This window comes from Methylomagnum ishizawai, from assembly GCF_019670005.1.
In the GTDB taxonomy this organism is placed as follows: Bacteria; Pseudomonadota; Gammaproteobacteria; order Methylococcales; family Methylococcaceae; genus Methylomagnum; species Methylomagnum ishizawai.
In genome coordinates this window covers 2,377,287-2,398,439 of record NZ_AP019783.1, presented here as the reverse complement: position 1 = coordinate 2,398,439, position 21,153 = coordinate 2,377,287, and the positions used below count along the sequence as shown (strand labels likewise).

Below are 21,153 nucleotides of genomic sequence, written 5' to 3'. Positions count from 1 at the left end.
CATGCGGACCCATAGGGGGTTCGGCCCGTTTTGCGAGGTATTTATGTTGAATGATATGGCCGAATTACTGTCTTTCTCCCATTTCATGCCGCACGGCAATTGCTATCTCTGGCTACCTAGCGTGCTATGGTTGCATGTCGTCTCCGACGGCTTGATCGTCCTATCTTATTATTCGATCCCCTTCGCCCTCCTGGCCTTGGTGCGCCGGCGCGCCGACCTCCAGTTCGACTGGATGCTCCGGCTGTTCGGGCTGTTCATCTTCCTGTGCGGCACCACCCATCTGCTGGCGATCTGGACCACCTGGGTGCCGGACTACTGGCTGTCCGGGCTGGTGAAGGCCGTTACCGCCCTGGCCTCGGTGGCGACCGCCCTGCTGGCCTGGCCCTTGGTGCCCAAGCTGGTGGCGCTGCCCAGCGCCCGGCAATTGCTGGCGATCAACCAGGAACTGGCCGAGGTCCTGGAAAAACACCGCGCCGCCGAGCGCGAATTGCGCACGCTGTCGCTGGCGATGGCGCATAGTTCCAGCATGGTCATCATCACCGACACCCAGGGCGTGATCGAATATTGCAACCCGGCGTTCTGCCAGGGCACGGGCTACGAGGAACGCGAACTCCTGGGCAACAAGGTCTCGATCCTGGGTTCCGGCTTCACCGATCCCGCCATCTACCAGGACTTATGGCGCACCATCTCCGAGGGCCGCGCCTGGCAGGGCGAACTCCTGGACCGCAAGAAGAACGGCGATTTGTACTGGTCGATGCTCTACATCGCCCCGGTCAAGGACGGCGACGGGGCCACCACCCATTACGTGGCGGTCTCCCACGATATCAGCGAACTCAAGAACTCGGAGGAAACCATCCGGCGGCTGGCGTTCTACGATCCCCTCACCGAACTGCCCAACCGCGCCCTGTTCAAGGAACGCCTGGAACAGGCCCTGCTCCGCGCCCGCCGCGACAACCGGATGTTCGCCCTGCTGTACATCGACCTCGACCGCTTCAAGCACATCAACGACAGCCTGGGCCATATCGTCGGCGACAAGCTATTGATTGAGGTGGGCCAGCGCCTCAAGCGGCAATTGCGTGGCACCGACACCGTGGCCCGGCTGGGCGGCGACGAGTTCGCCGTCATTCTGGGCGATCTGGCCGACCCCGGCGTGGCGGCGGAAATCGGCCATGCGCTGTGCGGGGCCGTCGATTCGCCCTATTCCATCGACGGCCACACGCTGTCGGTCTCGGCCAGCATCGGCATCAGCCTCTATCCCGAGGACCACATCGACATCGAGGAATTGATCCGCATGGCCGACAACGCCCTCTACCGGGCCAAGGACGCCGGGCGCAACCAATTCGCCTATTACACATCATCCGAACCCGTCCGCCTGGAATGGCCGGCCCCGGAGGCGGGCCGGATCCAACCACACAACAACCGCACGGCGGCACCGGCACCGGCCAAAATAGGAGGCAGGTCATGAGTTTATTGGGGAATTTGCTGTGGCTGCTGTTCGGCGGTTTCATCGCCGGGCTGGGCTATCTCCTGGGCGGGCTGGCCCTGTGCCTGACCGTGGTGGGGATTCCCTTCGGGCTGCAATCGATCAAGCTGGGCTTGGCGGTGTTCGCGCCGTTCGGCAAGGACGTGGTCGAACTGCCCGACGCCAACAGCGTCCCGCGGGTGGTCTTCAACCTGCTGTGGGTATTGCTGTTCGGCTGGCCCATCGCGGTGGCGCATCTGACCAGCGCGGGCATACTCGCCTTGACCGTCATCGGCATTCCCTTCGCCGTGCAGCATATCAAGCTGATTCCGCTGTCGCTGCTGCCGTTCGGGCGCGACCTGCGCTGATTCCAAAGCCCTGGGAACTCCCCCGCCTTACAGCCCGGAAGCGGAGCTTGGGAACCAGCGAACGCTTGCCGCCCCTACAAGCCTCCAGCCCCGCCTAAGCGGGCGGTACCGAGCCGATCCGGTCCACCAGCCACACCAACTCACCCTCGGCGTCCCCGCTGAAACCCACCGCCTCCATCATGTCGTAGGGCAGCGAGAGCCAAGCGTTGGTCTGCTTGGCGCTCCACACCACGCTGGATTGGACATCCTCGATGGCGAGCCGGACCTTGCCGATGGCCTGGGCCGCGAACCGCGCCGCCACCCGCTGCTCGAACGGGGCGGCGGGCGTGACCGAGCGCTCGATCTCCTCGCGCAACGCCGCCAAAGGATTCAGCACGCCGCCGATCAAACCGCCGCCCGCGGGATCGGCCCCGCACCGCAGCCGTTGCTCGGCCAGCCAATCGTTGGCGATGCCGCACAGGTCGAGCATATTGAGGATGAACCAGGACTTGGCGTTGCGCTCCTCGGTGGGCAAGGGTTCGGGCGAGGACAGCACCGAAGCCACCTGGGCCTCCATCAAAGCGCCGATGGCCTTGCGGTCGCGGTACTTGGCGACGAAAGCGGCCACGCCCTCGACATCGTTGGAATCCGGGGCCTGGATGGCCTTGATGGCCCGGTCGAACTCGTTGCGGGCCAGGCAATTGCCCAAGGCCGCCCGCACCGGACCCCAACCGTTCTGCTTGTCGAGGATACGCACATGCCAATCGGCGAGGCGGGCCGACAACTGGGCGCGGGCGCTGCGCTCATCGCCGGCGGGGAGCTTCCGCAACACCTCCAAACCCAGGGAGCCATCGTTGCCGAACAGCCGCAGCAATTGTTCCAAGCGCTGGCGGAAGCTTTCCCCGAACCCATGGCCGGCGTATTCCACCAAGGCCGGCGCCTGGGTATAGCTGCCACCGAACAGCGCCGGCTGGAAACTGGCGACGAACAACAGATACGGCACCGCCGCGCCGCCGGGCCGCCGGGCGCAGAGTTCGTCGATCAAGGGCGGGGACAGGAAATTGAGCAGGCGCTGGACGGTGGCGAGGGCTTCGTCCTCCCGCGACCAGACATGCATCCCGAAATACGCCGCCTTGAACAAATCCGGGACCAACAGGCTGGGAATGGGCAAATGGCTGAACTGGGCCGATTTCAAGGTGGTGTAGGCCACGTTGACATAGCCCCGGTCGATCCAATGGAAAGCCACATTCTCGATGGCCGCGCCCAAATCCGGCGATTTGTCGCGATAGGCCGCGATAAAGCGCTGGACGGCGGTTTCGCAATCCTCGGCATAGGCGGACGGGGCGGGTTCCGGCTCCGGGACGGGTTCTCCGGGCGGCGGCGGGGCCACGGCCTCTTCCTCGGCGGACACCGCCACCGGGACGGGTTCCGGTTCGGGAATCGGGGCGGACGGCGTTTCCTCTTCCGTGAACAAGGTCCGGTACCACGCTTCCTCGTGCGGTTCCGGCGGCGCTTCGGCGACCACATCCAAAGCGATTTCCTCGACCGGCACCGGATCCGGGACGGGTTCCGAGGCGAATGGCTCGGCCATCGAGTTGAGCGGGCGGATTTCCTCGCGGGACGGGGCGTCCGGCCAGGCGAACAGCGCGGCGACGGCGGAAACGTGGAATTTTTCCGGCACGAAAGCCAAGGGCGGCGGATCGGTAGTGAGCGCCGCATAATCCACGCCGGGCGGCAACAGGATTTCCAGGGCGCTCATTTCCTCCAGGGCGATGCCGCGCTCGGCCTCGCCCTGCTGGCTTTTGAGGGCGACCAGCGCGTTGAGCAGCTCCCGGCGCTGCTTGAAACCGGCCCCGCCCAGCGCGGCTTCCTGCTCGGCGATCTGGTAGGCCAATTCCTGGCGCTGGCGGCGCAACCGGGCCAGCACGCCCGCGCTTTCCCTGCAGCGCCCGGCCATGTCGGCCAGCGTCCTGGCGAAATAGCCGCGCTCCACCGGCCGCCGCAAATGGCGGTCCAGATGGCTGCCCCAGGCGTGGCCGAAAGCGCCCAGGAAGGCTTCGTCCTCGAAATCGCCGATGGGGATGCGCTTGCCCAGGTCGGCGATGGTGGCGACGAATTCCAGGAGTTTCTGGCTTTCCTGTTGCACCAGCTTGGCCTTGAGTCCGGCGAGGTGGTGGCCGACCAGGGCTTCGATGCGCCCGGCGATGGCGAGGTCGTAGGGTTGGTCCTGGCCCTGGGCGGCCAGGGCGTGGAGTTCTTGATACAGCGCCTTCAAGGAAGCCGGAGGCGGTTCGGCATGGGCTGGGATGGTTGGGCTCACTGGGGATTTCCTTCGGCAGATGGCGGGCGGATGGACCTCTGAAAGTTTAGTCCGGGCGGGGGTCCGAAGTCGCATCGCGAAAACGGTTGGCTTTTCGGAAGGGCTTCCCTATAATACGCGGCTCTTAACGCCGGAGTGGCGAAACTGGTAGACGCGCCAGACTCAAAATCTGGTTTGGGAAACCAAGTGTCGGTTCGATTCCGACCTCCGGCACCAAAAAATTCAAGGGCTTACGGGAAACCGTCAAGCCCTTTTCTTTTGCCCATTTTCGCCGTGGGACACTGGCGGGACACTCGCCAGCAAGCGCCCCATGCGCCCAAGCACCAGGGCAAGCCCAGTAAGCGGAAGTCCACGGACTAGGCCGGACAACACCGGATGGCAGGTTTGCGCCCCGAATTGCAGAGCGAGTGTCCCGCCAGTGTCCCGCGCCCCACGATTACTCCATATAACCCGTTTATTAACAGTGTATTGGGTACATTCAACACCTGATTGCTTATCTGTTATTGCCGTGTTTGCTGGTTTTCTGTAGCCTGTTGCCGTTGATTCAACGGAGGGCAATATGGCGACCATAGAGAAACGAACCACAGCGGACGGCAAGGCAAGCTACCGGGTGAAGGTCCGACTGAAAGGCTGTCCACCGTAGACCGCCACCTTTGAGCGGCGCACCGACGCCAAGAAGTGGGCGGAAGACATTCAAAGCGCGATCCGGGAGGGCCGTCACTTCAAGACGGTGGAAGCCAAGCGCCACACCGTGGGCGAAATGATCGACCGCTACACCGAAGCCGAGCTTCCCCGGAAAGGCTCCCAGCGCGTGAACCAAGCGCAGTAGTTGGCATGGTGGAAAGAGCAAATCGGGGTCCGCCTGCTTTCGGACGCCACCCCGGCCTTGATAGCCGAGTGCCGGGATAAGCTGGAACGCGGGCGCACGCACCAAGGCGAAGACCGATCCCCGGCCACCGTCAACCGCTACCTCGCGGCGCTGTCCCACGCCTTCACCGTGGCCGTGAACGAATGGGGATGGCTGGACGATTCCCCCATGCGCAAGGTGAAGAAGGTCAAGGAGCCGGGAGGCCGGGTCCGCTTCCTGTCCGACGATGAACGCAGGCGCTTGCTGGACGCCTGCCGGGCATCCAAGAACGCGGCGCTGTATCCCGTGGTGGTGGTGGCGCTGTCCACCGGGATGCGCGAGGGGAAAATCCTGGGGCTGTACTGGAAAGCGCCCAAGGAACCGCCCAAGGACCGCGCCTGGGGCGTGGTGGACGCCAGCGCGGCCCGGATCACCCTACACCAGACCAAGAACAAGGAACGCCGCGTCCTGCCCCTGTCCGGCCACGCCCTGGAACTGGTGCGGGAACTCGCCAAGGTCCGCAGTCTGAACACCACCCTACTCTTTCCAGGCCGGAAGCCCGAGCAGCCGGTAGACCTCCGGTTCGCCTGGGTGAACGCCCTGGAACAGGCCGGGATTCAGGACTTCCGGTTCCACGATCTGCGGCACAGCGCCGCGTCCTACCTCGCCATGAACGGCACGAGCCTGAACGAAATCGCGGAAGTCCTGGGACACAAGACCTTGCAAATGGTGCGGCGCTACGCCCATTTGAGCGAGGCCCACACCGGCCAGGTCATCGCCAGCATGAACGAGAAGATTTTCGGCGGGGTGGGTGGCAATGGTTGATTTCGAGTTTTGGGACGATAGGGCAAGGGCGCGGCGCGATGAATTGTCACTTGATGAACATGCTCACCTTTGGAACGAGTTGGAGCCGGGCACCTGCCCCAATCACCCAAGGGTCCGCGCCGTTCGCGGCTTTCTTGAAGCGGCGTACCACGGCGGCGAACTGCCGGGCCGGGACGATGGAACCCCGGATAGGTTTCATCAGACCGGGACTTTTTCCGGGTTTGGGTTTGGTGGAAAGGGTATTTACGTTCCGGGCGATGAACGAATCGTCATCAAGAAAGCTGACGTGCGCCGATGGATTGAACAAACCGGCCTGACGGCGCGACCGCTCTACCTCTATTCCGAGTTACGCTCCCAAGCCAATACGGAAGCGCGATGGGGAGATTGGAGAAGGGAGGCGTTAATTGCTTCCGGCGCGGCGTTTGCCAATCCGACCAAGAACGAAAAGCCGGAACCGCCGATTGCAAACGATCAAAACCCATTACCAAAGCGACTTACACTTAAAGCAAAAAGGCTTAAAGCCATAGAAGAAACAATGAGTGATATATTCGATGCTGCAAGCAAAAAAGAGATTCAATTATCCATAGATGGACTGCCAGGAACTATCGTCGACCTTTTCAATCTGGTGAAATCACGGCATAACGGAATTAACTGGAATATCGCCGACAGCACCTTTTCCGACTACCTTGAAGAAATAACGCCTATCCCTAAGTTCCTTCCGGGAAGCAGGACCGGCAAAGACAACACTTTGACGGAACTGCTTTCAGAGTGCCGACCCTCACAGGAAATCGGGGGAAAATAAGGTGACTGGAAAATCACCTTGATTCCACCGGTTTCGCCCCCATTTTTTTCCGCCATCCACCCGCCTAAGCTCATCCCCGGCACTGTCGCCAATCACTGTGAGCTTTAGCCAATGTCTACCGAAACCTCCGCCCTCTTGACCGTCAAGCTGTTCTGCGAGAAACACCGCGCTTGGACCGAGGGCGCTTTGCGGAACATGATCTTCCTGAGCAAGGAACGCCACACCTCGAAAGGCAAGATTGCCGGAAACGGCCTGGACGCGGCCCTGGTGCGCGTGGGCCGGAAAATCCTGATCGACGAAGCCAAGTTCTTCGCTTGGATCGAAAGCCAGAATCAGAAGCAAGCGGCATAAGGAGGATTCCGCCATGCCGCTTGAAAAGAAAATCGTCAGCGAGTTGCCCCAAGACGTGCGCGAAGAATTCGACCGGCGCATTATCGCCGGGGAATACAAAACCTATTTGGACTTCCACGCCGACCTATCGGAACGCGGGCTTGAAGTATCCAGGTCCACGGCCCACGCCTATTTCAAGGAAATCCGGGATTCCATTCCCGAAATGACCGGGCGCTTCCGCCAATACCCCGACCCGGCCACCCTCTCAAGGCCGCGCCTGGTGCGGCTACACAGCGACCTCGATATCCACATCGACACCGCCCAAGACTTGCTCCGGCGCGTCAAGGCCGCGCTATCCCGCCCCCCGGAAACGGAAAAGCCCCGGTAGGCCGCGACACCTACCAGGGCTTCAAATCTCAATACCACACGGGGGCGGATCATACGCGCCCCCGAAGGGAAACGCCATGCTCCAAATACCGCACACAGCGCCCGCCACGGCGCGAACCGCCACCGACCGCCACCCAACCACCGCCAAGCCCATGGGCGCGGCGCTGGGGCAATCCGGCGCGGCCTTGACCCTCCCGGCACGGGCCGTCTATGCTTTCCGCGCTGTCCCGGACGCATCCGGGGCCGGGTGTGGAAACCCGATTTTACGAAGGCGCACAAGCGCCACAGCCGGGCGCTTTTCTTTTGCCCGGCGCTCCCCTATGGCGGCTGGTGCGGGGCACGCTTTGGCGTGGCCGGTTCCTTCGTGCCGGTTTTCCACCCCCAAGCCAGTCGCCACCAATCCCGCCGTGGAAAGCGGCTTGGTGGCTCCAAACCTCAACGAAGGAGCCTCCCTATGAACGCACCACTCAAGCCCGAAGCTTGCCCACAATCCGCCTGCAATCTCTCCGACCGCGACCGCCTGGCCGAATTTGAGCGCCTCTTGGACTTCAAAAAGCTCTCCCAGAAGCTGTTCGAGGCTGAACCCTGCGTCAGCGCGGAACGGTTCAACCATTACTACCTGATCTGCATCATCCTGGAACGCGCCGAAGGCGTAGCCCGGTTCATGCGGGAAGCTTTCATGGAAATGGACGGCAGACAGCACGTAGGCATGTCGCCGCATTCGGTGGGATTCACCGCCGAAACCCTGGAACGCGATATCCGGCAAGCCCGCGTCTTGGTCGACGATTACCGGGAGCGTCACGGATTCCGGGACACCACTGCGACCAGGGAGGGCGCGTGATGACGAACTTGGTGTATGAAAACCACCTGAAGCTGATCGAAGAAGCCAGGCGGAAGGAACAGGCGGAAGCGCGGAAAAAAGCCGCGGCGCTGGCCTGGAAAAACGACCTGGACAAGCCGGGCATCATCTACGGCGATTTCGGCGAAGTGGAGAGCGAGCCGGTGGACTGGCTATGGCCGGGCCGCATCGCACGCGGCAAGGTGACACTCATCGCGGGCGATCCAGGCCTGGGCAAGTCGCAAATCACCGTGAGCCTCGCGGGCATCATCACGCGGGGCGGTTCCTGGCCAGCGGACGGCGGGCGCTGCGATCCGGGCCGGGTGTTGTTCCTGTCGGCGGAGGACGACCACGCCGACACCATCAAGCCGCGCCTCGAAGCGGTCGGGGCCGACATCACGAAGTGCCTGTTCATCCGGCACGTCCAGCCCCGCGACGATAAGGGCGACCTCCAGCGGCGGGCGTTCGACCTGGGCACCGACCTGGAAATGCTGCGCAAGGACATACAGCGGCATGGCCGTCTGGACGCCATCTTCATGGACACGCTCGATTCTTACACCGGCAAGGTGGACACCCACAAATCGTCCGATGTGCGGGCGCTCATGCTGGCGCTGGCCGACTTCGCCGCCCGTGCGAATGTCGCCATCATCGGCATCATGCACCCCAACAAGGGGCAAGGGCAGACGGCCATGAACCGCATTTCGGGGAGCTTGGCTTTCGTCGCGGCGGCGCGGGCCGGGTACATGGTGGCCCGCGACCCCGCCGACCCGGCCCGGCGCTACTTCCTGCCGATCAAGAACAACGTGGGCGCGGACCAAACCGGCTACGCCTTCACCATCCAGCCCGTGGTATTGCCGAGCGGTATCGAAACCTCGCGGGTGGAATGGGAAGGCTGGCCCGTGAGCGTCACGGCGGACGAAATCCTCAGCGCCCAAGCGGACTATGGCGACCGGGCAGCCCTGGAAAGCGCCAAGCGGTTTTTGGCCGAGCTATTGGCGGATGGCCCGAAGCCCGTGAAAGGATTGCAAGCGGACGCGGAGGGCAACGGGCATTCCTGGCGAACCGTTGTGCGGGCGAAGGAAGCCCTCAACATCGAAGCATCCAAAAATGGGACAAAAGGCGGGTGGAATTGGTCGCTCCCGAAGAATGCCAACCCCTCCGAAGAATGCCAAAAAAAATGAGCTTGGCATTCTTCGGCGGAAGCCACGGCTGGCGCGGCTTCCAGGGCATTTAGCCTCCCGAAGAATGCCAAAGCTTTCCATGGCACAAGGAAGCTTGGCATTCTTCGGCCCTTACAGGTGTAGGTTTATTCATACCGCCCCCGTGAGGATCGCCACGGTTGCCCCTGGGGTTGGGATTGGCACCGATGGCCAGGGTTCTGGGCGGGCCTTCCCCACCGGCAAGGCGCGGCGCTCGAAGAGGGCGGCCAGGATCAGGGAACGGCCATGGCGGAAAATCCCCACCAGCCGCCAGCGGTGGGCCTGTTGGCGGGGAGAGCCCGGAATGGCCGGGAAGGTGGCGGCGGCCATTCCGGCCTCGGCCTCCCCGCCCACCGAGAGCAGCCACCAGGTGGCGATGGCGATCGCCAACCAGAGGCGCTCCGCCCGCTCGGGATCGTCCATGCGGGTGTTCTGCCATTGCCAGCCGCCGCCCTTGATTTTCTTGAAGCTTTGCTCGATCCAACCGCGCAATCCGTACCAGCAGGCGTTGGCGGCTTCCGGCGGCAGGTCCGTCAGGACGAGCCAGGGGTCCTTGTGGCCTTCCCCCCAATAGGCCAACAGGGTGCAGTCCAGGCGGGTCCGCTTGCCGCCGAACGCCGTCCCCCGGCCTTGCCAGCGGTCGCCCACCTTCGGCACCAGGCGGGTGAACGGCCGCCAGTGCCGCCATCCCCGGGGGCGGAAGGTGCCGCCCGAGTTCACCCGCAGCATCGGGTGCCAGCCCAGCGCTTGGATCCCCTCGAACAGCCACTTGGCGTACAGCCCCCGGTCCGCCAGCACCAGGACGGTCCACGACGCGGGCGCGACGTCCTTAAAATGCCTCAGCAAGGCCAGCCATTCGGGCTTCCACGGATGCTTCCGTTCCGCCCTCAGCACCTTCCAGGCCACCGGCACCGCGCAGCCCCGGTAAAGTACGCTGACCGCCAGGACCACGAACCGCTGCCCCAGGCTCGTCGCGTCCAAGGCGACCGCCAACTGGTTTCCATCCCAGCCCTCCAAAACCCAGCCCAGCCAGGGGGCCCGGCACGCCTCCACGTCGAGTTCGCGGCGCTCCTTCCCGGCCTTGGCCTCCTTCCCACGGTAGACGTCGCGCAGGCGCTCCCGCACCGCGTCGCCCTTCTGCCCCAGCCGACACGACCACCAGTCGGTCAGCGCCGAAAGGCTGCAAGCGCCGACCACGACCATGCCCAGGCTCCACAGGGCCAAGCCCATCGCCATCGGCTTCGAAAGGCCGGGAAAGTGGATGGCGATCTCCCGGTTCCATTGGTACAGTTCTGGAGGGCGAGGCATGGCGGTTCCTCCGGTACAGGGTGTTTGTCGTTACTCACCAATGTACCTTAACCCTTTGTCTCGCCTCCGGTTTTTTCAAAAACCTACACTTGTAAGGGGGCGAGGGCGGGGAGGCGATGCGCCACGCGCCCGGTTCCACGATGGCGCAACGCCATTCCGCGTCGCACAGGTCGATGGCGTAGCCGTTCCCGGCCTTCGCCACGCGGATGGAAACCTCCTCCCGTTCCCCGTCGTACTTGGCGATGCCGGCCGCCACCCTCTACCGCTGGACCGACGCCTCCGGCACCGTCCGCTATGGCTATCAACCGCCCTCCGGGGTCGAAGCCCTGCCCGCCGATGCGGAACGCCACGCGCTCTACGAACCCGCCCCGCCCGCCTGCCCCGATCTGGCCCGGCAACACCTGGCCCTGATCGACCGCGAAATCGAGCGGGTCAAGGCGCTCAAGACCGGACTCGGTCCGGAGTACGATATCAGCCCCGCCGCCGGCCAAGCGCTGATCCTAGACCTCCTGGCCCACCGCGCCGCCCTGCTCACGGGCCGCAGCGCCGCCGAATTCCGCGCCCCGACCTTCGACGAGAGCGCCCGCGCCCAAAACCGCCTATATAGCGAAAACCTCAAGATGCGCGGCGAAATCGCGGCCCGCGACGCCGCCCTCGATGCCCAGGCCCGGCAATTGCGGCAGGCAAGGCACGACGCCCACGTCATCCGGCGACTGCTCGGCGCGACGATCCGGCCTTTGGGCGGAATCCAGGCCCACCCTTGAGTCCCCCTGCCCGCACCGGCCCGGATTTGGGTAAACTCCCGCCTCTCATCCCCTAGGAAAGCCATCGGTATGAAGCCCACGACGCCCTATGACGACGCCAATCCCTTCGCCCCCCTCCTGGCCTGGATCGACCGCAATTTCCTGGCCCTGGGCCGGGAACTGCGCCTCGCCTACCTCCCGCCCCTGATGATCTACCTCGCCGCCGGGATTTCCGGCCTGACCGGCATCGTCGGCACCTTCTTCGTCAAGGAATACCTGGGCCTTTCGGCGGAATTCCTGGCCGGGCTGGGCTTCTGGACCATGTTGCCCTGGTCCTTGAAACTGCCTTTGGGCCATCTGGTGGACTTGATCTGGCGCTATAAAGCCGGCCTGGTATTCCTGGGCGCGGGGCTGGTGGCGGCGAGCCTATTGATCATGATCGGCTTGCTTGCCGACCGGGCGGCGCTGGAGGCCATCGCCCCGGCGGGGACTTGGTATGTCGCCAGCACCTTGCTCGCCCCCATCGGCTATGTGGTGCAGGACGTGGTGGCCGACGCCATGACGGTGGAGGCCGTGCCCCGCGTGGGACCGGACGGGCGGCTCTTGCCGGAGGAGGAACAACGCCTGATGCATTCCACCATGCAGACCCTGGGGCGGGTGGCAATCATCGGCGGCACCTTGCTGGTGGCGCTGGTGAACGTGGCGATGTTCCAGGGCGCGGAACACCTGCCCCAAGCCGAGAAGCTCGCCATCTACCAGCGGATTTACGCCATGGCTTTGGTGATTCCGGCGGTGTCGGTGGGCGGCGTGTTGCTGGCGGCCTATCTCAAGCGGCGCACCGTGCTATCCCTGTCGGAACTCGGCTATACCCGCCACGAAATCGAAACCCTGACCTCCACCCAGCCCAAACCGCCCCAGGCCAATTGGTGGATCCTGGGCGGCGGCTTGTTGTTCGGCTTGATGTCGCTGTCGGTGGGCTTGAGCGATGTGGTGCTGGGGCAGGAAATCATCTTCCTGCTGTCGCTGGCCATCGTGCTGGCCCTGATGGGCCAACTCATGCGCGAAATGCGGGCGGACGCGCGGACGGCGCTGCTGGGCACGGCGGTCTTGATCTTCGTGTTCCGGGCCATGCCCTCGCCCGGCCCCGGTTCCAGTTGGTGGATGATCGACGTGCTGGGTTTCGACCAATCGTTCATGGCCAAGCTGTCCTTGATCGGCAGCGCCCTGAGCCTGTTCGGCCTGTTCATCTTCCGCCGCTTCATGGCGGAGCGATCCATGCCCTACATCATCCTGGTGCTGACCCTGGCCGGCACCGTCCTCTCCCTGCCCACCATCGGCATGTATTACGGGCTGCACGAATGGACCGCCGCCCTCACCGGCGGCGTGGTGGACGCCCGTTTCATCGCCCTGGTCGATACCGCCCTGGAATCGCCGCTGGGCCAAGTCGCCATGGTGCCCATGCTGGCCTGGATCGCCCATTCCGCGCCCGCGCATCTGAAGGCGACCTTCTTCGCGGTGCTGGCTTCGTTCACCAACCTGTCGCTGGCCCTGGCCCAGCTCGGCACCAAATACCTGAACCAGCTCTATACCATCACCCGCGAGGTGAAAGATCCGGTCAGCGGCATCATCAACGTGCCCGCCGACTACAGCCAATTGGGGCGCTTGCTGATCGTGGTCACGGTGCTGGGACTGGCGTTGCCCCTGGCCTCGATCCTCCTGGTGCGGGCCTTGCGCTGGCGGACGGTGTGAAGCCGGCCTCTCGCCCGTATTTCCACCCAGACCGAGAACATCCCCATGAACAAACACCTCCTGGCTTGCTTCGGCCTGACCGCCGGCTTGCTGATGACCGGCGACGCGGTGGTCGCCGCGTCCACCGACCTGCGCATCTCCATGACGCTGCGCAAGGAAATCCAGTTGAGCGACAACAGCGCCCTCTACCGCCTGCGCTTCGACCTGGACGGCGATCCCCTGAAGAAAGCCCGCAAAATCAGCATCGTCGCCCCCAGCCGCAAGCGGATGGACATGCAGAACCCGCTGCACCTGAATATCGCCCACCTGGAAGTGGCCGAATCGGACTACGCCTACATCATCAAGACCTTCCCGGAAGGCTACTACGGCCTGCGGGTCGCGCCGAAAGCCCTGCAAGGCGGCAACCCCAGCAGGTTGTTCCTGACCCATGATTTCCCGGCGGGCCTGGCCCTGGTCACGCCGACGCCGGGCGCGACGGGCCTGCCCACGGATTTCACCGCCGAGTGGTATCCGCTGGGCAACGCCGTCAACAACATCTTCGTCGAAATCACCGGGCCGGACGTCGATTACACCGCCACCCTGCCGCCGACCGCCACCCGTTTCAAGATACCCACCGGACTCCTGGCCTCCGGCCAAAGCTACCGGATCGGGTTGGGCGTCCGGGTCCAGGCCGATGGCACCGGCAGCCACGAAACCGTGCAATTGATCGATTTCACCACGGCCCCTTGACGGCCCTCTTCCAACCCCACGGAGCCTCCCCCATGAGTCCACACTACCAAGCCCTGGGCATCGACCGCCTCAGCCTCGCCGAACAAATCGCCCTGGCGCGGACCATCCTGGACCATCTCGCCGCCCACCACGCCGATACCGCCCCCGCCGCCGCGCCCGAACCCAGCCCCGAAGACCTGCAACTCTGGGAAGCCATCCGGGCCAAGGCGCTGGCGCAGTTGGACCGATGACCCCGCGCCGGACCCGATGCAACGCACACCCTCTTCCCCGCCCGGCGCACCGCGTCGGCGCAACGCCATCGTGTACAATCCGGGCCTGTTCGATTCCACCACCCCGGCCATGCTTGCCTTCATCCGCCTGCTGAAACAACGCCATGCCAGCGTCCTGGCCGCCCTGGGCGGGGCGGACGAACCCAGGGCGCGGACCTTGCGCCACAACCTGCGATCCCTGCTGTTCGCCGAAGCCTTCCTCGAAAAAGGCGGGCTGAATCCGACCCAGCCCCGGCATCCCCTCCAAATCGCCATCCTCGGCCCGACCCAGGCCGGCAAAAGTTCGGTGGTGAATTGGCTGCTGGACCGGCCCTTGGCCGGGGTCAGCCCGCTGGCCGGGTTCACGGTGCATCCGCAGGGCTTCGCGGTGGGTGTGGACCTGGCAAAGCTGGACTGGCTGGACGGCTATTTCCGGGACTACGAGCGCCGCGACCGCGGCGGACTCGACGCCCGCCGCTACGATTGCTATGCGCTGGAAGCCGCGGATATCGCCGAACCGCCCGGCCCCTTGCGCCAAGCCATCTTCTGGGACACGCCCGACTTCGATTCGGTGGACGCCGACGAGTACCGGCAGGCGGTGCTGCGGGTCGCGGCCCTGGCCGATGTGGTGATCCTGGTCCTGAGCAAGGACAAATACGCCGACCTCGCGGTCTGGGAATTCATGGGCCTGTTGGAGCCTTTGGGACTGCCGACCCTGATCTGCCTCAACAAGATCGAACCCGCCGCCTATCCCGCCCTGGCCGAATCCCTGCGCGGGAAATGGCGGGCCACCCGGCGCGACCCGCCGCCCCCCATCCTGCCCCTGCCCTATCTCGAAGCAAGCGACGACCTCGCCGGCTTGCGGAAAGAACGCGCGGAATTCCTGGCCGACCTGGACCAAGCCCGCCACGCCCAAACCCTGGGGCACCACGCCGACCGCGCCCGCAAGCTGATCGACACCCATTGGCGCGAGTGGATCGCCCCGGTCGAGGCCGAACACGCCCTGGAAGCCGAATGGCGCGGCATGGTCGAGGACGCCGTGGCCGATAGCCTCAAGCGCTATCAACAGGACTACCTCGATCATCCCCACCATTACGCCACTTTCCAGCGGGCGCTGGCCGAGCTTTTGACCTTGCTGGAAATCCCAGGGCTGGGCGGTATCCTGGTCGCCGCCCGCCAAGCCGTGACCTGGCCCTTGCGCCAGCTCGCCAAGCTGGGCCGCAAACACCCGGCCACCCCGGACGGCACCGAAATCGCGGCCCTCAACCACGCCCTGCAACACCTGTTCATACGGCTGGGCGAGAGCCTGTTGTTGCGCCGCGACGAGGACGCCACCCAGCAAGCCTGGTGGCGGGAAATCGGCGGCTTGTTCCGGGACGACAAGCCGATCCTGGTCCAGCATTTCGAGAAGGCCACCGCGCATTATCTCCAAGGCTTCCAGCCCGAAATCGACCGCACCGCGCACGGGTTGTACGACCATCTGCGCGAGCATCCCGCGCTCTTGAACGGCCTCAGGGCCACCCGCGTCACCACCGACGCCACCGCCCTGGCCGTCGCGCTCCATACCGGCGGCATCGGGGTCCAGGATTTCGTGATCGCCCCGGCCATGCTGTCCCTGACCTCGCTGCTGACCGAAAGCGCCCTGGGCAAATACATGGACAAGGCCGCCGCCGAACTCAAACGCAAGCAACGGGCGGCGGTGGAAAAACTGTTCCGCGACAGCCTGCACGCCCGCTTGATCCGCCTGCCGGGCCGCCTGGACCGCAACCACCGCTTCGACATCCCGCCCGAACTGCTGCAAGCCGCCACGCAATTGGATATCCGCCCATGAGCAGCTTCGATCAAGGACTCGCCGCCGCCCAAGCCTGGGCGGAACAAGCCGTGGCCGGGGCATGGCTGAACCCCGGCGATATCCGGGCGCTCGCGGAATTGAAACCGGACACCCCGGCCTCGCTGTTCGAGGCCGACAGCCACCGGCCCCTGGTCGCCGCCTTCTTCGGCGGCACCGGCGTCGGCAAAAGCACCCTGTTGAACCGGCTGGCCGGGCAGGCCATCGCCCGCACCGGGGTCGAGCGCCCCACCTCGCGGGAAGTCTCGATCTATCTGCACGATTCCATCCAACTCCGCCACCTGCCCAACCATTTCCCGCTCGACCGGGTGCGGATCGCCCAGCACCACGACGCCGAGCGCCGCCAAGTGCTGTGGATCGACATGCCCGATATCGACAGCGTCGAGCAGCACAACCGCGAACTGGTGCTGGACTGGCTGCCGCATATCGACGTGCTGATCTACGTGGTCAACCCCGAGCGCTACCGCGACGACAAGGGCTGGCGGATGCTGCAAGCCCATGGCGGCGAACATGCCTGGTTATTCGTCATCAACCAATGGGACCGGGGCCATCCGCTGCAATACGAGGATTTCGCCAAGCTGCTGGTCAAGGGCGGTTTCCAAGACCCGATCATCCTCCGCACCGACAGCCGCGACCCCGGCCCGGCCCGCAAGCCCGACGATTTCGGGCAACTCCACGATTTCCTGCGGGAAATGGCCGACCGCCATGTCATGCGGCAATTGGAACTTCACGCCGAAGCCCTGCGCCTGCAAGGCTTGCGCACCGCCCTGGCCGGATGCCTGGACCGGCTGGGCACCGCGGGCGGTTATGCGGAACTCGCGCCGGAATGGGGCCGGATTTGGGACCAAACCCAGGGCGAATTGCTGCGCGGCCTGGAATGGCCGATCCAGAGCGTGGCGCGGGCCTTCGTCGGGCACGAGGCCAACCCCTTGCGCCGCTCCATCGACCTGACCCGGCCCGGCGGGCACGAAGCCAAGCCCGAACCCCGCGCCGCCGCCCCGTTGCTCTGGGACGATTGGGCCGCGAGCCGGTTGCGCGACACTCTCGACCAGTTGCTCCTGGAAGCCGGGCAACGCGGACTGCCGGCGGCACCGCTCAAAGTGGAACTGGACCGGGTGTTCGAGTCCGGCGGGGGCCGGGTCTTGGACGAGGGCCAGCGCTGCCTGCGCCACGCGCTGGCGCGGCCGGGCAACGCCTTCCGGCGCTTCCTGCTCAAGCTGTCGGGCGGATTGGCGGCGCTGTTGCCGATCCTCAGCATCAGCCTGGTGTCCTACGAAGTGGTCAAGGGCTATTACGAGAGCGTGGCCCGGCACCTCGATTTCCTGGGGGTGGATTTCGCCATCCACAGTGTGCTGTTGATCGGTCTGTCGTGGTTGCTGCCATTCTTCGTCTACCGGCAACTGAAACCCTCCGCCGAGGACACGGCCATCCGGGGCTTGCGCTCCGGCATCGGGCGGGCGTTGGCGGGATTGGGGGAGGACGTGGCGGAACGGCTGGCGCGGACGGAAGAAAGGCGGGCGCGGCTGGTGGCGGAAGGCCGCCGCATCGCCGGGGCGGCGGACGCGGCGGCTCCGGTGGAACCCTTGCAGGGACCGGGCTTGCTGGGGCGGGTGTTGCCCACCCGGCCCGGCCCGCCGCGCAAGGATTCCGGCGGGATTCAATCCATGTTCAACACTTCGAAATAAGTCTTGTCCACGCCGCATTCCGGGCACATCCAGTCGTCGGGCACGTCTTCCCAACGGGTGCCGGGCGGAATGCCGGAATCGGGATCGCCCATTTCCTCGTCGTAGATGAAGCCACAGGCGGCGCAGATCAGTCTTTTGTAGGGCATTCGGAAACCTCTATCGTCTTGGGATGGGGAATGCCGCCGGACGCCGGTCGTTCAGGCTGGCCGGTGGGATCCGGCGGGCGGGGCATTGTCGCATAAGTCGGGTGCGGGGCGGATATGCCCAGGGTTCAGCTGTTTGATCGGTGGAAGCCGCAGTGTGGGTCATTATCCGCCGCCCCACGGGAATCGCGGCTATCCAACCTGCTGCAAGAAATACAACCAAACCAGACGCCCATACTTGGAATTCATATGGTGCATATCCCGGACATTATGCTTATCCGATTTCTTAGAAATTTGATCATTGATATCCAAGCGCTCCGAATCGACGCTGAATTCCGCCAGCGTAAATATCTTGTCAACGATCGTCTCGGGTGGCTGCAAAAGCAATTTCACATTTTTATGGTCCTGCTTGGCCAAGAACCGCTTGAGACATTCCCCAAGGTCTGGAGGATCCACTTTACTGGACTTGACCTTGGATTTCAGATTAGCATTTAATTCCGACTGGAACGGCTGCTGGGAAAGATATATCGGTTTACTCGTGATGCTCGCCAAGTTACTTAGGAGATTGATATTGGGCCTTCTGCCGATAAGTTCTGCGCAATAGTCCGTGAGGAATTCCTTGCTATAGTAAGCCTCTTCGTTGGCGTCCAAGATTTCATAATCGTACTGCGTACCAAAAGCATGCAGGATGAACACGTCGTAAGCTTCGGGATCGATAAACGTCAGTCCACCCGAGGTATATCCAATATGGCTGGTAATCAACTCGTCGGTTGAAATCAGCTTTTTTCCCTGGGGTTCCAGCGCTTTTGCCAAACCCCCTCCACGGCTAGCGAAAAAAGTAACATCCAGCGCCTTCCGGCTATCTGCGTCCAAGGCATCGTAAGCGATCTTAAGCGCGGCGGAATGGGAGTTCCCCAACAAACAAATCTTCATTTTTTTCCTCCAAACGCATCCAACAGCAACTCTTCGCATACCTCATCGGACGACTGACGTTTTTGCGGTTTTTCCCGTCTGGGTGGGGAGGGTTGCTGCTCCTTCACTATTCTCCTGGGCCTGGGCTTTGCGCTGTGGATGTCGCCATGCATACATTTGAAAAATGTATTCATGACAAACTCGACCCCGGCCGGATGCACATTGCGTTTGTTTGGCTCGAAGAAAATCCCACCGGCCTGCGGCCCATTGATAATTTCATAGGAAGGGAAATAATCCACCGACCCGTCAATATTCGCCATTTCCCCCGCCACGGCCCGGAGGGTTGACTTGGAATGGATGGTCGCCACCAGGACGTGTTTTCCCGATGCGGTGGCCGTCAATGGAACCGGCGATACGGTCAAAATGAATTTGATGTCCTTGTTAATTTTCCGGATATTCGATATGGCAGATATCAGGCTCGACAGCACCTGCTCATAATTCTGGTTCACAAAGCGGTGCTTTTGCGCGGAAAACTCACCCGCGACCGTGCCAGGACACATGGGATATTCGTAGCCGGCCTCGGCATTGAACCAGCTTTCGGTCAAACCAAGCGTGAACACGAAGCAATAGGCATCCGCTATGGATTTCCTAAAGCACCTGACGGCTTGTATCCGGGATTTCCTGAGTTCCCCCATAGTGGCGAAACCTGTGGGTTCCATCGCCGGTCGGAACGGGTCGATATAGCGGCCATCCTTCAACCATGATTCGTGGGGTATTTTGCTCTCATCAAGCGCCCAACGGACCCATTGATCCAGCAGCGAGGTGGTATAAATATTCCCGGTTCGCGCAGAAAACACGCCATAGTTATACCGGCGGGCCAAGCTTTCCGAACAGTGCCTGGGCGCTGTTTCCGATATTAACCAATTAAAACCCCGGTCGCTCAGCGCCCGGCCAATATGCTGGGCGAAGCAAGAACCATAAGTCGAAACCGGGTCTTCACGCTGTATCACAAACTTGGGCTGCCATAGATCGCCAATATCGAATACGGACCTGTCCGCGATGGCTTTTCTCCAAAACGATTTATCATCAAGTTCTTGATAGGGATTGTTAGGCATAGTATATCTCGTTTGTTGTTTGATATATGGCTTTATCATTCATAGGGGAATGGCACGGTGGAATATATTTCGCCTCAGGACTCCGCGCCCGCATCGGGACCCAGCAAGACCCGCCGGGTAGGCATGCGATGCCCACCCGGCCATCCACTCATTCCAAGCCGTCCAGATACTTCTCCGCGTCCAAGGCCGCCATACAGCCCGATCCCGCCGAGGTCACGGCCTGCCGGTAGACCGAATCCGCCACGTCGCCTGCCGCGAACACGCCCGGCACGCTGGTCGCCGTGGCATTGCCATGGAGGCCGCTCTTGACCACGATATAGCCATCGCGCATTTCCAGCTGCCCGGCGAAGATTTCGGTGTTCGGGCTATGGCCGATGGCGACGAACACGCCATCCAGCTTGATATCCTGGGTGCTGCCTTCCCGCACATGCTTGATGCGGAGCCCGGTGACGCCCGCGTCGTCGCCCAGCACTTCATCCATCACATGGTTCCAGGCGATGCTGACCTTGCCCTCGCGCTCGCGTTCGAGCAACTTGTCGGCCAGGATTTTCTCGGAGCGGAATTTATCGCGGCGATGCACCACGGTGACATGGGAAGCGATATTGGCGAGATACAGCGCTTCCTCCACCGCCGTATTGCCGCCGCCGATCACCGCGACCGGCTTGTTGCGGTAGAAGAAACCGTCGCAAGTGGCGCAGGCCGACACGCCCCGGCCCTTGTAGGCTTCCTCGGAATCCAGCCCCAGATAACGGGCCGAAGCCCCGGTGGCGATGATCAAGGCATCGCAGGTATAGGTGGCGGAATCGCCCATCAGCTTGAATGGGCGGGCCGACAAATCGGTGGTGTGGATATGGTCGAAGATGATCTCGGCCTCGAAGCGCTCGGCATGGCGTTTCATGCGCTCCATCAGTTCCGGTCCCTGCACGCCCTCGGCGTCGCCCGGCCAGTTGTCCACTTCGGTGGTGGTGGTGAGCTGCCCGCCCATTTGGAGGCCGGTCACCAGCACCGGCTTCAGGTTGGCCCGCGCCGCGTAGACGGCGGCGGTATAGCCCGCCGGTCCCGAGCCCAAAATCAGCAAGCGGCAATGTCTCTGTTCAGTCATCGAATTCCTCGGTGTTGGGAGTGGCACAAAAAACCAAGTATGACGGTGTGGGATTTGAGCGTAAAGGTTCCGGCCCGCGTCCCGGTAGGGTTACCGGAAACCTTGTGGAAGCAGGCTATTTCAGGGTGGCGCTTGGTGTGATTTGCCATCCCCGGAGCGCGGGCTTCGGCTTGCGCCCCGGATCGGCCCATGCGGACCAAAGTCCGCGTTCCA

21 protein-coding genes and 1 tRNA gene are annotated in these 21,153 nt (G+C 63.3%); 15 read left to right on the top strand and 7 right to left on the bottom strand.

Translation table 11 applies throughout. The features are described from left to right. Positions 1–43 precede the first annotated feature (43 nt). Both K5658_RS10905 and K5658_RS10900 read left to right on the top strand, forming a co-directional pair. Positions 44–1,465: a diguanylate cyclase domain-containing protein gene (locus K5658_RS10905; protein WP_221063169.1), complete on the top strand. Its 1,422-nt coding sequence runs from the start codon at positions 44–46 to the stop codon at positions 1,463–1,465. After that, the gene (locus tag K5658_RS10900) at positions 1,462–1,830 is read left to right on the top strand and encodes a YccF domain-containing protein (RefSeq protein ID WP_221063168.1); all 369 of its coding nucleotides are present in this window, start codon (positions 1,462–1,464) and stop codon (positions 1,828–1,830) included. The genes K5658_RS10905 and K5658_RS10900 overlap by 4 nt, the downstream gene beginning before the upstream one ends. 94 nt (positions 1,831–1,924) lie before the next feature. Here K5658_RS10900 and K5658_RS10895 read toward each other — a convergent pair whose 3' ends face one another. Continuing rightward, entirely contained in the window at positions 1,925–4,129 is a 2,205-nt protein-coding gene (locus tag K5658_RS10895; RefSeq protein ID WP_221063167.1) for a hypothetical protein, read from the bottom strand. 129 nt (positions 4,130–4,258) lie between these two features. Here K5658_RS10895 and K5658_RS10890 point away from each other — a divergent pair. The 7 genes from K5658_RS10890 (at position 4,259) to K5658_RS10860 (ending at position 9,339) form a co-directional block, all read left to right on the top strand. Continuing rightward, a tRNA-Leu gene (locus tag K5658_RS10890) sits at positions 4,259–4,345 on the top strand. A 613-nt stretch (positions 4,346–4,958) separates the two neighbouring features. After that, positions 4,959–5,801: a tyrosine-type recombinase/integrase gene (locus tag K5658_RS10885; RefSeq protein WP_246628422.1), complete on the top strand. Its 843-nt coding sequence runs from the start codon at positions 4,959–4,961 to the stop codon at positions 5,799–5,801. Continuing rightward, on the top strand, positions 5,794–6,603 hold the full coding sequence (locus K5658_RS10880) for a cupredoxin domain-containing protein (protein WP_221063166.1): 810 nt from the start codon (positions 5,794–5,796) through the stop codon (positions 6,601–6,603). Before K5658_RS10885 ends, K5658_RS10880 begins: the two co-directional genes overlap by 8 nt. Before the next feature lie 111 nt (positions 6,604–6,714). Beyond that, a complete protein-coding gene (locus K5658_RS10875; RefSeq protein WP_221063165.1) occupies positions 6,715–6,954 on the top strand; it encodes a hypothetical protein in 240 nt (79 codons plus the stop codon). Between the two features lie 13 nt (positions 6,955–6,967). After that, on the top strand, positions 6,968–7,321 hold the full coding sequence (locus K5658_RS10870; RefSeq protein WP_221063164.1) for a phage protein Gp27 family protein: 354 nt from the start codon (positions 6,968–6,970) through the stop codon (positions 7,319–7,321). A 453-nt stretch (positions 7,322–7,774) separates the two neighbouring features. Then, a complete protein-coding gene (locus K5658_RS10865) occupies positions 7,775–8,161 on the top strand; it encodes a hypothetical protein (protein WP_221063163.1) in 387 nt (128 codons plus the stop codon). Continuing rightward, positions 8,161–9,339 carry an AAA family ATPase gene (locus K5658_RS10860; RefSeq protein WP_221063162.1) on the top strand — a complete coding sequence of 393 codons (1,179 nt, stop codon included), beginning with the start codon at positions 8,161–8,163 and terminating at the stop codon, positions 9,337–9,339. The genes K5658_RS10865 and K5658_RS10860 overlap by 1 nt, the downstream gene beginning before the upstream one ends. Positions 9,340–9,468: 129 nt before the next feature. Here the strand turns inward: K5658_RS10860 and K5658_RS10855 are convergent, their stop codons facing one another. Both K5658_RS10855 and K5658_RS10850 read right to left on the bottom strand, forming a co-directional pair. After that, positions 9,469–10,665, bottom strand: a complete 1,197-nt coding sequence (locus K5658_RS10855) for a transposase (RefSeq protein WP_221063161.1) — start codon at positions 10,663–10,665, stop codon at positions 9,469–9,471. A 34-nt stretch (positions 10,666–10,699) separates the two neighbouring features. Then, positions 10,700–10,921, bottom strand: coding sequence for a hypothetical protein (locus K5658_RS10850; RefSeq protein ID WP_221063160.1), 222 nt, complete (start codon positions 10,919–10,921; stop codon positions 10,700–10,702). Here K5658_RS10850 and K5658_RS10845 point away from each other — a divergent pair. The 6 genes from K5658_RS10845 to K5658_RS10820 all read left to right on the top strand — a co-directional run bounded on the left by K5658_RS10845 (position 10,908) and on the right by K5658_RS10820 (position 17,668). Beyond that, a complete protein-coding gene (locus tag K5658_RS10845; protein ID WP_221063159.1) occupies positions 10,908–11,429 on the top strand; it encodes a DUF4124 domain-containing protein in 522 nt (173 codons plus the stop codon). The genes K5658_RS10850 and K5658_RS10845 overlap by 14 nt on opposite strands. Before the next feature lie 69 nt (positions 11,430–11,498). Further along, the gene (locus K5658_RS10840) at positions 11,499–13,157 is read left to right on the top strand and encodes an MFS transporter (RefSeq protein ID WP_221063158.1); all 1,659 of its coding nucleotides are present in this window, start codon (positions 11,499–11,501) and stop codon (positions 13,155–13,157) included. Between the two features lie 45 nt (positions 13,158–13,202). Further along, positions 13,203–13,886: a hypothetical protein gene (locus K5658_RS10835; RefSeq protein WP_221063157.1), complete on the top strand. Its 684-nt coding sequence runs from the start codon at positions 13,203–13,205 to the stop codon at positions 13,884–13,886. 32 nt (positions 13,887–13,918) lie between these two features. Then, positions 13,919–14,116: a hypothetical protein gene (locus K5658_RS10830; protein ID WP_221063156.1), complete on the top strand. Its 198-nt coding sequence runs from the start codon at positions 13,919–13,921 to the stop codon at positions 14,114–14,116. Positions 14,117–14,132: 16 nt separating this feature from the next. Further along, a complete protein-coding gene (locus K5658_RS10825) occupies positions 14,133–15,965 on the top strand; it encodes a GTPase domain-containing protein (protein WP_221063155.1) in 1,833 nt (610 codons plus the stop codon). After that, a complete protein-coding gene (locus K5658_RS10820; protein ID WP_221063154.1) occupies positions 15,962–17,668 on the top strand; it encodes a GTPase in 1,707 nt (568 codons plus the stop codon). Before K5658_RS10825 ends, K5658_RS10820 begins: the two co-directional genes overlap by 4 nt. Here K5658_RS10820 and K5658_RS10815 read toward each other — a convergent pair. From K5658_RS10815 to trxB, 4 genes are all read right to left on the bottom strand, one after another. Beyond that, entirely contained in the window at positions 17,641–17,814 is a 174-nt protein-coding gene (locus K5658_RS10815; protein WP_221063153.1) for a rubredoxin, read from the bottom strand. The two genes, K5658_RS10820 and K5658_RS10815, sit on opposite strands and share 28 nt — an antisense overlap. 189 nt (positions 17,815–18,003) lie before the next feature. Further along, a complete protein-coding gene (locus tag K5658_RS10810; protein WP_221063152.1) occupies positions 18,004–18,744 on the bottom strand; it encodes a hypothetical protein in 741 nt (246 codons plus the stop codon). After that, positions 18,741–19,838: a GSCFA domain-containing protein gene (locus tag K5658_RS10805; protein ID WP_221063151.1), complete on the bottom strand. Its 1,098-nt coding sequence runs from the start codon at positions 19,836–19,838 to the stop codon at positions 18,741–18,743. The genes K5658_RS10810 and K5658_RS10805 overlap by 4 nt, the downstream gene beginning before the upstream one ends. 148 nt (positions 19,839–19,986) lie before the next feature. Beyond that, entirely contained in the window at positions 19,987–20,940 is a 954-nt protein-coding gene (gene trxB, locus K5658_RS10800) for a thioredoxin-disulfide reductase (RefSeq protein ID WP_221063150.1), read from the bottom strand. Positions 20,941–21,153: the final 213 nt, after the last annotated feature.

Bases quoted from the DNA above. Each gene is read 5' to 3' on its own strand.
- K5658_RS10905 (WP_221063169.1), top strand. From the start codon at position 44: ATGTTGAATGATATGGCCGAATTACTGTCTTTCTCCCATTTCATGCCG.
- K5658_RS10900 (WP_221063168.1), top strand. From the start codon at position 1,462: ATGAGTTTATTGGGGAATTTGCTGTGGCTGCTGTTCGGCGGTTTCATC.
- K5658_RS10880 (WP_221063166.1), top strand. From the start codon at position 5,794: ATGGTTGATTTCGAGTTTTGGGACGATAGGGCAAGGGCGCGGCGCGAT.
- K5658_RS10875 (WP_221063165.1), top strand. From the start codon at position 6,715: ATGTCTACCGAAACCTCCGCCCTCTTGACCGTCAAGCTGTTCTGCGAG.
- K5658_RS10870 (WP_221063164.1), top strand. From the start codon at position 6,968: ATGCCGCTTGAAAAGAAAATCGTCAGCGAGTTGCCCCAAGACGTGCGC.
- K5658_RS10865 (WP_221063163.1), top strand. From the start codon at position 7,775: ATGAACGCACCACTCAAGCCCGAAGCTTGCCCACAATCCGCCTGCAAT.
- K5658_RS10860 (WP_221063162.1), top strand. From the start codon at position 8,161: ATGACGAACTTGGTGTATGAAAACCACCTGAAGCTGATCGAAGAAGCC.
- K5658_RS10855 (WP_221063161.1), bottom strand. From the start codon at position 10,665: ATGCCTCGCCCTCCAGAACTGTACCAATGGAACCGGGAGATCGCCATC.
- K5658_RS10845 (WP_221063159.1), top strand. From the start codon at position 10,908: ATGCCGGCCGCCACCCTCTACCGCTGGACCGACGCCTCCGGCACCGTC.
- K5658_RS10840 (WP_221063158.1), top strand. From the start codon at position 11,499: ATGAAGCCCACGACGCCCTATGACGACGCCAATCCCTTCGCCCCCCTC.
- K5658_RS10835 (WP_221063157.1), top strand. From the start codon at position 13,203: ATGAACAAACACCTCCTGGCTTGCTTCGGCCTGACCGCCGGCTTGCTG.
- K5658_RS10830 (WP_221063156.1), top strand. From the start codon at position 13,919: ATGAGTCCACACTACCAAGCCCTGGGCATCGACCGCCTCAGCCTCGCC.
- K5658_RS10825 (WP_221063155.1), top strand. From the start codon at position 14,133: ATGCAACGCACACCCTCTTCCCCGCCCGGCGCACCGCGTCGGCGCAAC.
- K5658_RS10820 (WP_221063154.1), top strand. From the start codon at position 15,962: ATGAGCAGCTTCGATCAAGGACTCGCCGCCGCCCAAGCCTGGGCGGAA.
- K5658_RS10815 (WP_221063153.1), bottom strand. From the start codon at position 17,814: ATGCCCTACAAAAGACTGATCTGCGCCGCCTGTGGCTTCATCTACGAC.
- K5658_RS10810 (WP_221063152.1), bottom strand. From the start codon at position 18,744: ATGAAGATTTGTTTGTTGGGGAACTCCCATTCCGCCGCGCTTAAGATC.
- K5658_RS10805 (WP_221063151.1), bottom strand. From the start codon at position 19,838: ATGCCTAACAATCCCTATCAAGAACTTGATGATAAATCGTTTTGGAGA.
- trxB (WP_221063150.1), bottom strand. From the start codon at position 20,940: ATGACTGAACAGAGACATTGCCGCTTGCTGATTTTGGGCTCGGGACCG.